The 13,445-nt window shown below is 44.1% G+C and carries 12 protein-coding genes; 9 read left to right on the forward strand and 3 right to left on the reverse strand.

Annotated elements, in window-relative coordinates; all coding sequences use genetic code 11:
• Positions 1 to 4: 4 nt before the first annotated feature.
• The 6 genes from ispF to rpoS all read left to right on the forward strand — a co-directional run bounded on the left by ispF (position 5) and on the right by rpoS (position 5,212).
• A complete protein-coding gene (ispF, locus tag GKR61_RS02265) occupies positions 5 to 517 on the forward strand; it encodes a 2-C-methyl-D-erythritol 2,4-cyclodiphosphate synthase (protein WP_108478380.1) in 513 nt (170 codons plus the stop codon).
• Complete coding sequence (truD, locus tag GKR61_RS02270) at positions 483 to 1,532, forward strand: tRNA pseudouridine(13) synthase TruD (protein WP_154639515.1); 1,050 nt, start codon at positions 483 to 485, stop codon at positions 1,530 to 1,532. The genes ispF and truD overlap by 35 nt, the downstream gene beginning before the upstream one ends.
• Positions 1,510 to 2,271, forward strand: a complete 762-nt coding sequence (surE, locus tag GKR61_RS02275) for a 5'/3'-nucleotidase SurE (protein ID WP_036955752.1) — start codon at positions 1,510 to 1,512, stop codon at positions 2,269 to 2,271. Before truD ends, surE begins: the two co-directional genes overlap by 23 nt.
• A complete protein-coding gene (locus tag GKR61_RS02280) occupies positions 2,268 to 2,894 on the forward strand; it encodes a protein-L-isoaspartate(D-aspartate) O-methyltransferase (protein ID WP_036955749.1) in 627 nt (208 codons plus the stop codon). Before surE ends, GKR61_RS02280 begins: the two co-directional genes overlap by 4 nt.
• A gap of 215 nt (positions 2,895 to 3,109) precedes the next feature.
• A complete protein-coding gene (nlpD, locus tag GKR61_RS02285) occupies positions 3,110 to 4,174 on the forward strand; it encodes a murein hydrolase activator NlpD (RefSeq protein WP_108478378.1) in 1,065 nt (354 codons plus the stop codon).
• Positions 4,175 to 4,225: 51 nt separating this feature from the next.
• Complete coding sequence (rpoS, locus tag GKR61_RS02290) at positions 4,226 to 5,212, forward strand: RNA polymerase sigma factor RpoS (protein ID WP_108478377.1); 987 nt, start codon at positions 4,226 to 4,228, stop codon at positions 5,210 to 5,212.
• A 71-nt stretch (positions 5,213 to 5,283) separates the two neighbouring features.
• On the opposite strand, the gene miaE is transcribed toward rpoS, so the two are convergent.
• Together miaE and mutS are read right to left on the reverse strand one after the other, a co-directional pair.
• Positions 5,284 to 6,048 carry a tRNA isopentenyl-2-thiomethyl-A-37 hydroxylase MiaE gene (gene miaE, locus GKR61_RS02295; RefSeq protein ID WP_154634261.1) on the reverse strand — a complete coding sequence of 255 codons (765 nt, stop codon included), beginning with the start codon at positions 6,046 to 6,048 and terminating at the stop codon, positions 5,284 to 5,286.
• Position 6,049: 1 nt separating this feature from the next.
• The gene (gene mutS / locus GKR61_RS02300; protein ID WP_154639516.1) at positions 6,050 to 8,617 is read right to left on the reverse strand and encodes a DNA mismatch repair protein MutS; all 2,568 of its coding nucleotides are present in this window, start codon (positions 8,615 to 8,617) and stop codon (positions 6,050 to 6,052) included.
• Positions 8,618 to 9,024: 407 nt separating this feature from the next.
• On the opposite strand from mutS, the gene rlmF reads away from it, so the two are divergent.
• Positions 9,025 to 9,990 (forward strand): 23S rRNA (adenine(1618)-N(6))-methyltransferase RlmF, encoded by a 966-nt coding sequence (gene rlmF, locus GKR61_RS02305; RefSeq protein ID WP_336426598.1) that lies wholly within the window; start codon positions 9,025 to 9,027, stop codon positions 9,988 to 9,990.
• 169 nt (positions 9,991 to 10,159) lie between these two features.
• Here the strand turns inward: rlmF and GKR61_RS02310 are convergent, their stop codons facing one another.
• Entirely contained in the window at positions 10,160 to 11,050 is an 891-nt protein-coding gene (locus GKR61_RS02310) for a LysR family transcriptional regulator (protein ID WP_154639518.1), read from the reverse strand.
• A gap of 124 nt (positions 11,051 to 11,174) precedes the next feature.
• Between GKR61_RS02310 and GKR61_RS02315 the strand changes: the two genes are divergently transcribed.
• Positions 11,175 to 12,821 carry an alpha-keto acid decarboxylase family protein gene (locus GKR61_RS02315; protein ID WP_154639519.1) on the forward strand — a complete coding sequence of 549 codons (1,647 nt, stop codon included), beginning with the start codon at positions 11,175 to 11,177 and terminating at the stop codon, positions 12,819 to 12,821.
• Positions 12,822 to 13,065: 244 nt separating this feature from the next.
• The gene (locus tag GKR61_RS02320) at positions 13,066 to 13,335 is read left to right on the forward strand and encodes a DUF1471 domain-containing protein (RefSeq protein ID WP_108478370.1); all 270 of its coding nucleotides are present in this window, start codon (positions 13,066 to 13,068) and stop codon (positions 13,333 to 13,335) included.
• The last annotated feature ends 110 nt before the right edge of the window (positions 13,336 to 13,445 follow it).

Raw genomic sequence — 13,445 nt, forward strand, 5'->3', positions numbered from 1 at the left:
AAAAATGAGAATCGGACACGGTTTTGATGTGCATAAGTTTGGTGGTGAAGGCCCTATCGTTATTGGTGGCGTTCGCATTCCTTACGAACAAGGTCTTATCGCACATTCGGATGGTGATGTGGTTTTACACGCGCTGACAGACGCCATTTTAGGTGCTGCGGCACTCGGGGATATCGGAAAATTATTCCCAGATACTGACCCGGCATATAAAGGCGCAGATAGCCGAGTATTACTCAGAGAAGCCTTTTGCCAAGTACGTAAAAAAGGTTATTTGATTGGCAATATCGACGTCACTATCATGGCACAAGCGCCCAAAATGTTGCCGCATATCCCACAAATGCGCGTGAATATTGCCGAAGATCTCGAATGCCACATGGACGACGTCAATGTGAAAGCAACCACCACAGAACAATTGGGTTTTGTGGGGCGAAAAGAAGGGATTGCTTGCGCCGCTGTGGTTTTACTTATCAAAGATAATAGTAATGAAAGTTATGAATGTTCAGTACCTGCATGGTAAACCCCTCTCTTCAGGGACACTAAAAAGTATTCCTGAAGATTTCGTGGTGAAAGAAGATTTAGGTTTTGAGCTTGATGGCGAAGGCGAGCACGTTATGGTTCGCGTCGAAAAAACAGGCTGCAATACATTATTTGTTGCGGAGCAACTGGCAAAATTTGCTAAAATCTCAGCCAGAGCAGTCAGTTACGCGGGATTAAAAGATAGACATGCGGTGACAGAGCAGTGGTTCTGTCTGCAAATGCCGGGTAAAGACACGCCCGATTTTTCTGCTTGGCAGCTTGAAGGGTGCCGTGTATTAGCGGTCACTCGTCAGAAACGCAAATTACGTATTGGTTCCCTAAAAGGGAATCAATTCGAAGTGACATTGCGGGATATTACGGACACCGATGATGTAGAACAACGCCTACAAAAAGTGGCTGATTTAGGTGTTCCGAACTATTTTGGCGAACAACGTTTTGGTCGGGATGGGCAAAACTTGGTTCAAGCTCGCCGCTGGGCAAATCAAGAAATTACAGTACGTGAACGAAATAAACGCAGTTTTTATCTCTCTGCCGCGCGAAGTGCTATGTTTAATGATATCGCCAGTGCGCGAATTGCAAATCAGACACAGCAACACGCAATGTTAGGGGATGCACTGCAATTAACCGGGCGTGGTAGCTGGTTTGTGGCGACAGCAGAAGAGTTAGACTCTCTGAAAGTTCGTTTACAATCTGCTGAGCTAAGTGTGACAGCGCCGCTTCCTGGGGATGGTGATTTAGGCACCCAAGATGATGCCCTTGCTTTCGAGACTCACTGTCTACAAGATTATCAGCCATTTATGGCACTAATGAAAAGTGAGCGAGTGTCTCCAGCGAGACGGGCTGTACTGGTTAAGCCGCAAAATCTGCAATGGCAGTGGCTAGACTCGTCAACCGTGAAGCTGTGTTTTTTCCTAAATTCAGGCAGTTTTGCCACGAGTGTAGTACGCGAAATTATTAATCAGGATTGTGTGGATGCTGAATATATTATTGAGTAACGATGATGGGGTGACTGCGCCGGGGATTCAAACTTTGGCGGCGGCATTACGCCAACATTATCATGTGCAGGTGATTGCACCCGATCGCAACCGTAGTGGTGCTTCAAACGCACTAACGTTGGATAGACCATTAAAAATCCAAACATTAAGTAATGGTGACCTTGCTGTTCAAGAAGGTACACCGACGGATTGCGTGTATATTGGGGTGAATAAAGTTGTGCGTCCTCGCCCTGATATTGTGGTCTCTGGAATTAACTGTGGTCCAAATCTTGGGGACGATGTGATTTATTCTGGTACCGTTGCAGCGGCGACAGAAGGGCGTCACTTAGGTTTGCCTTCTATTGCGGTTTCATTGGATGGCGATGTGCATTATGAAACGGCGGCCAAGGTAACGTGCGATATCCTCACTATGCTGCAAAAAAATCCATTACGTGCGGGAAATATCTTGAATATCAATGTGCCAGATATTCCTTATGATGAGTTAAAAGGGATCAAAGTTACCCGCTGTGGCAGCCGTCATGCGGCATCTGAAGTTTATAATTTGGAAGATCCTCGCGGTAATATGCTTTATTGGTTAGGACCGGTTGGGGAAATTCGTGATGCAGGTCCGGGCACGGATTTTGAAGCCGTACAAAATGGCTATGTTTCAATAACGCCATTGCAAGTGGATTTAACGTCTTATAAAACTCAGTCAGTATTAGAAGAGTGGCTAGATAAGTCAGGAGTGAAGGCAAAATGAAAATCGGGCTCATGAAAGAACTGCTGGCACAGTTGCGCCAACAGGGAATTCACGATGAGCGCCTATTAGACGCGCTCGCGCTAGTTCCTCGCGAACGGTTTGTTGACGAAGCGCTCTCTCATCAAGCCTACGATAATATCCCATTACCAATTGGTCATGGGCAGACCATTTCACAGCCGTATATTGTGGCAAAAATGACCGCCTTATTGGCGGTTAAACCGACGGACCATGTGCTGGAAATTGGCACGGGATCTGGGTATCAGACGGCGGTTTTGGCTCATCTTTGTGAGCATGTGTATTCAGTCGAAAGAGTCAAAAGCTTGCAGTGGACGGCAAAACGTCGCTTCAAGTTGTTAGATTTACACAATATTTCTACTCGCCACGGTGATGGCTGGGAAGGCTGGCAATCAAAAGGTCCTTTTGATGGGATCATTGTCACTGCCGCACCTAGCGAAATTCCGTCATTGTTACTTAAGCAGTTAAAAGATGGAGGGCGCCTAGTGCTCCCTGTCGGTGACAAAGATCAGGCTCTGAAATTAATTACCCGTCGCGGTAATGACTATCACACCAATGTGATTGAAAAAGTACGTTTTGTCCCTCTTGTTGCCGGTGATTTGAGCTAATAGCCCTTTAAGTTATTTGGAATTAATGGGTTATTTCGCTCAAACTGTTAAGTGATAATCTCAATTTGTTATACTTTTGATACATTTAACTTGTCCATTATTTTATATTTCTGCTTTAATAAGCGAAATATTTTAAGATACTAATATTCAATAAGCATTAATTGCATTCTAACCCTTTAGTATCAGGTCAGATTTTTCTTCACGGGAGAAGAAATATGAAAATTGTTAGCCCAATAAACAGAATTCGATGGGCGGTTATCTTTTCATTTAGCGGTGCTTTATTAGCAGGATGCTCAACGCCTTATCATCCCGCAGCACCGATTTCGAGTGTGAATGATGGAGGTTCATCTAGCCAACAATCTGCACCAAGAACGGTGCCTAATCCTCCGTCCAATACTGGAATGAGTACGGCGATGCCTTCAGACAGACCTAATTTGTCGTCTAATAGTTCGATGGGAAATAATACCTCTAGACCTGTTTCAACCAGCAGCGATGGACGTATTGTTTATAATCGAGACTACGGCCGCATTTCTAAAGGCAGTTATAACGGCAACACCTACACCGTTCAGCGCGGCGATACTCTGTTTTATATCGCCTATATAACGGGTAATGATTTCCGTGAGTTAGCATCGAAAAACAATATTTCTGAACCATACAGCTTGGATGTAGGTCAGGTGATAAATATTGGTAATACAAATGTGAGCTCGATCACACAAACGGCGTCAAATAGTCAACAGCGCCCGGTTGATATTCAACCAACTAATGGGTATCCTGAAAATAGTAGCGGGCAGAATTCAGGTAAGATGTTGCCGAATAACAAGAAACCAGCCTCAACGGTTTCAACGACAACAGCGAGCCCAACCACTACGACTGCAACAGCAACAACAGGAAGTAGCACCAACAATTCGTCAATTAAATGGCGTTGGCCTGCTGATGGGAAGATGATTGAAGGCTTCTCTGATGCGCAAGGTGGAAACAAAGGTGTTGATATTGCTGGTTCTCGCGGTCAATCTGTTATTGCAGCTGCTCCTGGTAAAGTCGTCTATGCTGGCAATGCACTGCGCGGATATGGAAATCTCATAATAATAAAACATAACGATGACTACTTAAGTGCCTACGCACATAACGATACGTTACTTGTGCGTGACCAACAGGATGTTGCTGAAGGTCAGAAGATAGCCACTATGGGTAGCACCGGAACAAGTTCTGTTCGTTTGCATTTTGAAATTCGTTATAAGGGAAAATCAGTAAACCCGTTGCGTTATTTACCGCAGCGATAAACTGGGCGGAGTGACACATTCCGTCCTCATTATCTTGGGTCGGAGTCACTGATGAGCCAAAGTTCGCTGAAAGTTAACGAGTTGTATAATGACCTCGATGAAAATGCGATGGATGAAGCATTTGATGAGAGTCAATTCAAAGAAGAGGATCTAGTTTCAGAACTGGATGAAGACACGGAGTTACTCCAAAGCGCGAGTCAACGTGTTTTGGATGCAACCCAAATTTATCTCAGTGAAATTGGATTCTCTCCACTCCTCACCGCAGAGGAAGAAGTTTTCTATGCCCGCAGAGCCCTTCGGGGGGATGTGGCATCGCGTCAGCGCATGATAGAAAGCAACCTTCGCTTAGTGGTAAAAATATCTCGCCGTTATAACAACCGAGGTCTTGCCTTACTCGATCTGATCGAAGAAGGAAATCTTGGGTTGATTCGTGCAGTTGAAAAGTTTGATCCTGAAAAAGGCTTCCGTTTTTCAACATATGCGACTTGGTGGATCCGTCAAACGATTGAACGTGCCATCATGAATCAAACCCGAACAATCCGTCTACCGATTCATATCGTCAAAGAACTCAATATTTACCTTCGTACAGCCCGTGAACTTGCTCAAAAGCTCGATCACGAGCCAAGTCCTGAAGAGATAGCTGAACAATTAGATAAACCTGTTGAAGATGTCAGCCGAATGCTACGTTTAAATGAGCGCATTACATCGGTTGATACGCCTATCGCAGGGGATTCTGAGAAGTCATTGCTGGAAGTATTATCGGATGATAATGATTCAGGGCCTGAAAACACTATCCAAGATAACAACTTAAAAGAGAATATCGTTAAGTGGTTATATGAACTCAATCCTAAGCAACGTGAAGTCTTAGCGCGTCGTTTTGGTTTGTTGGGATATGAAGCGGAAACTCTGGAAGAGGTTGGGCGCGAAATTGGGCTCACTCGTGAAAGAGTTCGTCAAATTCAGGTTGAAGGTTTAAGACGTCTAAAAGATATTTTACAAGGCGAAGATTTAACGCTGGAAGCGTTATTCAATATGTAATCTGCCGTGTTAAAACACATGAAGCCTCTGTTGTCATTGATAACAGAGGCTTTTCTTTTTAGTCGGTGGAGTTAATCAATCGGTACGCCGCTATGGAATTTAAAATCATCATCTGGCGTTGAAATCAACTGCGCTTCAACTTCTCCATAAAAACGTACACGCTCAGTAATATCTGTTTTACTAATCAACTGGGCAAGTTGTAGGTAATCCTGATAATGGCGCGCTTCTGAACGTAGTAATGAGGTATAAAAATTGGCAAGTTGCTCATCTAAGTGTGGCGCTAATTTGGCAAACCGCTCGCAAGAGCGTGCTTCAATGTAAGCTCCAATAATAAGCTTATCCACCAAGGTTTTCGGATCATGAGGATCTAAATGGTTGAATAACCCTTTTGCGTAACGCCCTGCGGTGATGCCATCATACGCAATGTCTCGCTGATGCATAATTTCTAGCACTTGGTAAAAATGGTGCAATTCCTCTTTGATTAACAACACCATTTTATTAATCAAATCTTGGCTATACGGAGACTGTTTTTTTGCTAGGATCTGTTTTGAAATTTGGTTCTTATTCTTCAATGTGTGAACATCACCAATGCGATCATATGCAAAGGCTTCATAGGGTTTGAACCACTCTAATAAAATCGCCGCACTTTCTTTATCCACTGCATATTTGCGAATTAAAAACATGGCACTTTGCGCCGCTTTTAATTCACACAGCAGATGATCCTTCAAAATCGTCGGTAAATTTTCAGGCTGACTGGCTTTGTGGATCCACGCATCGGGAGTTTCACACTGCAAAAATTGCTTAATTGGCGCTAATAATTCAGCGTACTCATCCATGCTACTTATCCATTTCCTTTAAACGATATAGCCAATCAAGGGCTTGGCGTGGCGTTAGCTTGTCAGGGTCGATTTCCTCTAAAGCGGCTAATACTGGAGATGGTTCCTCTTCCACACTCCCTAAGAAGCTCAGCTGAGCGCTATCTACATGACTCGCATTGGCATTATTGGAGATAACTTCCAGTTCTTTGAGTTTTTGCTTCGCGCGTTTGATCACCTCTTTTGGGACGCCAGCCAGTGAAGCCACGGCTAAACCATAACTCTTACTTGCCGCGCCATCTTGCACATTATGCATAAAGGCGATGGTATCACCGTGTTCAATCGCATCGAGGTGAATATTGACCGCACCTTCCAGCTTTTCCGGTAAGGTGGTTAATTCAAAATAGTGAGTTGCAAATAAGGTCATTGCTTTGATGCGATTAACTAAGTTTTCAGCACATGCCCACGCTAAAGAAAGCCCATCATAGGTAGATGTACCGCGACCAATTTCATCCATCAATACTAAGCTGTGTTCAGTGGCATTGTGCAGAATATTCGCCGTTTCGGTCATCTCTACCATAAAGGTTGAACGCCCAGATGCGAGGTCATCAGAGGCTCCGACGCGTGTGAAAATACGGTCAATTGGCCCAATGACGGCTTTACTGGCTGGCACAAAACTACCGATATAGGCCAGTAAGGTGGTCAGTGCAGTCTGGCGCATATAGGTACTTTTACCGCCCATATTGGGACCAGTAATGATCAGCAAGCGGCGTTGGGGAGAAAGGGATAGCGGGTTAGAAATAAAAGGCTCACTAAGCACTTGCTCGACAACCGGATGACGACCTTCAGTAATTTGAATGCCAGGTTTATCTGTTAATTGAGGACAGGCATATCCAAGGGTGTCTGCACGCTCCGCGAGGGTGGATAGAACATCCAATTCAGCCAGCGCTTCGGCACTGGTTTGTAACGCGGCTAAATGTGGCAGCAGCATATCAAACAGTTCATCATACAAGGCTTTTTCGATAGCTAGCGCTTTGCCTTTTGATGTCAGGACTTTATCTTCATACTCTTTCAATTCAGGGATAATGTAGCGCTCCGCGTTTTTCAGCGTTTGGCGACGAACATAATGAATTGGCGTGAGGTGGCTTTGTCCACGACTTACTTGAATGTAGTAACCGTGTACCGCGTTATAGCCCACTTTTAGGGTATCGATACCCAGTTTTTCACGCTCACGAATTTCTAAACGGTCGAGGTAATCTGTTGCACCGTCTGCCAGCGCTCGCCATTCATCGAGTTCGCCGTTGTAACCTGGGGCAATGACACCGCCATCACGAACTAAAACCGGAGGGGCATCAACAATTGCTTTTTCGAGTAAGCTTTGAAGCTCATCGAATTGACCAATACGTTGCGTTAACGCACCGAGGTAGTCGCAATCGGATTGCGCCAGAATTTGGTGAATATCATGATATTGCTGGAATGCATGGCGCATACGCGTTAAGTCACGAGGACGCGCTGAGCGTAATGCGAGGCGAGCGAGTACACGTTCTAAATCACCAATTTGGCGAAGGAACGGCTGTAACTCAAAGTCGTATTGTTGCAGTGCGCCAATGGCTTGCTGGCGGTTATTCAACACAGTGAGGTTACGCAATGGGGTATGAAGCCAGCGTTTTAGCATACGGCTCCCCATTGGGGTGACACACTTGTCCAAAATCGCGGCAAGGGTATTTTCGGTTCCCCCCGCAAGGTTTTGGGTTAGCTCTAAATTTCGGCGAGTTGCGGCATCTAAAATCACATTATCTTGTTGTTTTTCCATGATAATGCTACGAATGTGCGGCAGTGCAGTTCGCTGAGTATCTTTCACATATTGCAGCAAACAACCCGCAGCCCGTAAGGCTTTATGCGCATTTTCGATGCCAAATCCGATTAAGTCTTTGGTACCAAATTGCAGGTTTAATTGCTGTTTTGCAGTGTCTAATTCATATTCCCATAATGGGCGACGGCGTAAGCCTTTATTAAGTTCAATCAATGACATGCTAGCGAAATCTTCAGGATAAAGTAATTCCGCTGGACGGGTACGCTGAAGCTCGGCTTTTAATGACTCTTCATCATCAATTTCACTGATGATAAAACGACCCGATGCGATATCTAAGGTCGCAAAGCCATACCCTTGGGACTCTTGCCATACCGCTGCCAGTAAGTTGTCTTGGCGTTCATTAAGTAAGGCTTCATCGGTGATGGTACCCGGTGTCACAATGCGCACCACTTGACGCTCAACAGGACCTTTGCTGGTGGCAGGATCACCAATTTGCTCACAAATGGCGACAGATTCTCCCATCTGTACCAATCGCGCTAAATAGTTTTCGGCTGCATGGTGAGGAACGCCCGCCATCGGGATAGGTTGACCTGCAGATTGACCACGCTTGGTGAGAGAGATATCCAGTAACTGAGAGGCTTTTTTAGCATCATCAAAGAACAGTTCGTAAAAATCCCCCATACGATAAAACAGCAAAATATCGGGATGTTGTGCTTTGAGTTTTAAGTACTGCTGCATCATCGGCGTATGGGATTCGAAACTTTGGTTTTCTGTCATGTTTTTAACTTGTTGAATATTTGATGTATTTATGGGCTTTTGACTTTCGGCGTAAACGCTATTTTATCTTGTTGTTAGGGTGAATTCGCGGAAAGTTGAAAGGGCGTTTGCGACCCTCATAGTAGCCCAGTTAAGGGAAAACTTGTACTGCTAATAACGGGGAATTTACCTCAAAATGTTATTGCGTGGTAAGTTGAGTTACATGAGTTACATGAGTTACATGAGTTGAAACAGTTACGCCAATTAGGTCGATGCCTGGTCACTGAGCTATACGCTCAGCTCGCCGAGTCACATAGTTTATCTATATGCTTCCCGCCTATCTTCGCTTGTCGCCTACCTGCAACTTGAAAGCTCTAGGGTATATGGTATCGTACGCGCCAGAAATACCTTTAAGAGAGCCCGTCACGGTGGAAAAAAAGAAAACCTTCCCGCAGCAGAAAAGCGGCTTGCACCCGCGTAATCGTCATCGCTCGCGCTATGATTTCCCGGCGCTGATCGCCAGTTGCCCTGCTCTGGAGCCATTCGTCAAACCGAACGCCTGGGGCGACATCTCGGTAGATTTTGCCGATCCTACGGCAGTTAAAATGCTTAACCGTGCGTTGCTGCAACATTTTTATTGCATCGAACACTGGGACATTCCTGCCGGTTATTTGTGCCCGCCGATCCCTGGGCGTGCCGACTATTTACACCATCTGGCTGACCTGCTGGCGACCAGTAACGGCGGCGAGATCCCTCGTGGTAAAGGCGTGGCTATCCTTGATGTGGGCGTTGGCGCCAATTGTATTTATCCTATCATTGGCCTGCGTGAGTACGGCTGGCGTTTTACTGGTTCGGAGGTTGAACCTGTATCGCTCAATGCGGCCAAAATGATCGTGGAGATGAATCCGACGCTGAGAAACAGCGTGCGTCTGCGTTTGCAAAAACAACCTGAATCTATTTTGAACGGCATCATCGGTGTGGCGGAGAAATTTGATGCCACAATGTGTAATCCTCCGTTCCATAGCTCTGAACAGGAAGCGCAAGCCAGTACCCGCCGCAAACTGCAAAAGCTGGGTAAAGGCGAGGAGGTCGGCACGCCAGTACAGAACTTTGGTGGAAAAAATAAAGAGCTATGGTGTGAAGGCGGTGAAGAAGCCTTTGTACGTAAAATGGTAGAGGAGAGCGTGAGCCTGGCGCAAAACTGCCTGTGGTTCACCTCGTTGATTTCTAAAAGCGCGACGTTGCCTTCGATTTATCACGTGTTGAAGCAAGTGGGTGCGGCCGAAGTTCGCACCATTGAAATGGCGCAAGGGCAAAAAATCAGTCGCTTCGTGGCCTGGACATTCCACGATGCGCAACAGCAGGCCGAATGGGCGGCAGAACGCTGGTGTTAATTTCTCTGGTGTCGGTTATTTAACCGGCACCGATAAAATCTCGCATTTTTCTTTCAATTTCTACATGTCGCGTTATTCTCAATATGTCTTCCTAAAACAAGCTTGTCTAACTTAAAGGTATCTATCAAGTCGGTGTCTGTCAGTTATAATCCATTGTAATAGTTAATAATTATGGGCGTGTATTCAGCATTTTTAACGCTAACTCATTCCATGCTATCGCTCGGCGGCTTGGATGGGACTCTTTCAAAGTTGCCAGTGCCAGCTCATAAGCCAGAACTGGCTCTGTGACTGGAATAATGGAAAGCCCTTCAATATGGTTCTTTTTCCACATACTTTCAGGGAGTAAAGTGACGCCAACCCCTGCACGTACCATCGCCATCACGAGATCTAAATGCCCACTGCGTCCTGCAATAATCGGTTTTTTGCCATAGATCCCACAAGCACTCACAACTAATTCATTAATTCGAAAGCTATCTTGAAAAAAGATAAATGGCGCATTCAGAAGTTCTGCAAACTTAACGCTATTTTGGGTGGCTAATGGATGTTTATCGTTCACTAATAGCATCAATCGGTCGGTAGCAAAGCGGTATAAATGAAATCGTTGTTCATCAAATGGTGACATTACCGCTGCTGTTTCTACATCTCCTTTGAGCATGGCATTCATCATATGGTTTGAACTTAATTCAATGATCTGCAACTCAACCTGCGGATATTTCTGGCTAAATGCCATGATGATGTCGGCAAAATAGGTTGAGGCGATGACAGGTGGTAAACCAACTTTCAAGACTCCAGTGAGTGGACCCGATTTGTCTCTTAGTGCGTTATTAAGAGTGTCGAACTGCGCCAAAATTTGCTGAGCATGACGAAATAAAATCTCACCATCATCGGTCAGTTTCACGTCATCGGTTTCTCGGATCAGTAGGGTCACTTCGAGTTCTTGCTCTAATTTTTGAATACTGCGGCTGATTGCTGGCTGAGTGACGCATAATTTATCTGCCGCTCGGCTAAAGTTATTTTCTTGTACCACTTCGACAAAATAGCGTAACCCTCGAATATCCATCGTGACCTCTATTACATTTTGTTATAGCAATAATGATTATAAATAATTTCCGCTAATGCAATATTAGGACTAGTAATAATACAAGGCTGAACAATCAGCATAAATTATTATTGGGAATGATATTATGAAAACTGTTATCGAATATGTTCTTGAACGTTTGCAAGCGCTGGGTATCAACGAAATTTTTGGGGTTGCGGGGGACTACGCTTTTCCTATTGAAGATGCGGTTTGTGAAAGTGACTCATTGCGTTGGATTGGTAATTGTAATGAGTTAAATGCCGCTTATGCCGCAGATGGTTATGCAAGAATCAAAGGTGTTGCCGCACTTTCGACAACCTTTGGTGTGGGTGAACTCAGCGCATTGAATGGTCTTGCGGGGTCTTATGCTGAGCATTTGCCCGTCTTTCATCTAGTGGGCATGCCTGCGAGTGGCGTCCAGAAAAATCATCGCCTTGTTCACCACACTTTAGGCAACGGTGATTTTGATGTGTTTTATCAAATGAGCCAACATTTGAGCTGCGCCCATGCGATATTGACGCCAGAAAATTGCATTGATGAAACCGAGCGATTAATTGCAACAGCCCTAAAAGAGCGTCGTCCTGTCTATATGGGATTCCCATCTGATTACGCAGTGATGCCTGTCATTGACAATGGAAAACATAAAAAAATTGAGCCACAGAAAAGTGATATGCAGTCACTCAATGCAGCAGTGAATGCCATTTTAGATAAACTTAATGCCAGCCAAAAAGCCTGTATTATTCCGGGGATTCTGACGGCGCGCTTAGGGTATTCGGATGATGTGCAGGCAATTATTGATAAGACAGGCCTGCCGTATGCCACGATGTTTATGGATAAAAGTATTGTGAGTGAATCTAACCCGACGTATATGGGAATCTATAATGGCAAATTAATGAATGCTCAAGTTGGGGAGTTTGTTGAAAGTTGCGACTGTATTTTAGGCATTGGCGCGGTATTAACTGACTTTAACTCCGGCAGTTTTACGGCATCTATCTCTACTGAGCAACGTATTAATATTTTAGCGGATCAGGTGAAAGTAGGTTCTGCGGTTTACCCAAATGTGATGATGAAAGAGGTATTGGATAAATTGCAAACATTAGCACCTTCGTTAAAACATCAAGGTATTGCAGCTCAAGGATTGGGTGAGCCTCGACAAGGCGATAATGGTCAAATTACCGCACAATATCTGTATCCGCGTTTAGAGAAAATGTTCAAGGAACAGGATATTGTGATGGCCGAAACAGGAACTGCATCAATGGGTTTAGGTTTTGCTTTACTGCCTAAAGATGCTCAGTTTCATAACCAAACATTATGGGGTTCAATTGGTTGGGCAACGCCAGCGGCATTTGGTGCAGCAATAGCAGCACCCAATAAGCGCGTGATCTTAGTGACGGGGGAAGGTTCACACCAATTAACAGCGCAAGAAATTAGTCAGTTTGCACGTTTTGGATTAAAGCCGATTGTTTTTGTACTCAATAATGATGGTTATTTAATTGAGCGATTATTATGTAAAGAGCCTGAAGCATACTATAACGACTTACCGCAGTGGAATTATGCACAATTGCCAGCTGCATTAGGTTGCACTGATTGGTATTGTCAAAAAGTCACCACTTGCGATGAGTTAGATGCTGTCATTAAACAAGCGGAAGTCGCGGATTCAGCAGCCTATATTGAGATAGTCATGGATAGGTATGCCTCTTCTGATCTGGCCAAAAAATTAGGTAAGTCAGTGGCATCGTTATATTCGTTTTAGCATCAGACTGGGACATATTTTTAGTACTGATTTAAAACGTCAGAAATCGCATAAATAAAAGCAATTTATGCTAAGTTTCACACGATATTAAATTTGATATTCATCGCTACATTCTTTATTTTAATAGGTAAATATAGTCTTATATTATCAGGAAATTAATATTCTTTTAACGATGCTCATGATTTCATTCTCTAAAAAAGAATGTAATTAAATGAAGGCGTTATTTTAATAAAAGGTGATGTTGATGAATAAATTAAAAATTGCATTGGTTTCTTTGATGTTTTTAAGTCCATTTGCGATGAGTGCAACTGAGATTAATTATGTTCAGTCCATGGAAATGAAATTAGTTGGCAATATTAATATCGTAATGAATGCAGCGACCACAACGGATTATGTTAATGCGGTTTCACAAAAAGCGGATGAAGCGGGCGCAAAATACTTTATTATTACCTCAGTGAACTCTGAAGGTGAAGGTAACGATATTTCAATCAATGCTAGCTTATACAATAAATAGTCTATATTTATATTTTATGCGTCGTGATCCCCTGCACTTAAGTTGTCGTTAAGTGCAGTTTTTTTATGTGCCATTCGTTTTAGCCGTAAGGCTCCCACCTTATTGAATGA

This window comes from Providencia sp. wls1916 (assembly GCF_009706585.1).
Classification (GTDB): Bacteria; Pseudomonadota; Gammaproteobacteria; order Enterobacterales; family Enterobacteriaceae; genus Providencia; species Providencia lanzhouensis.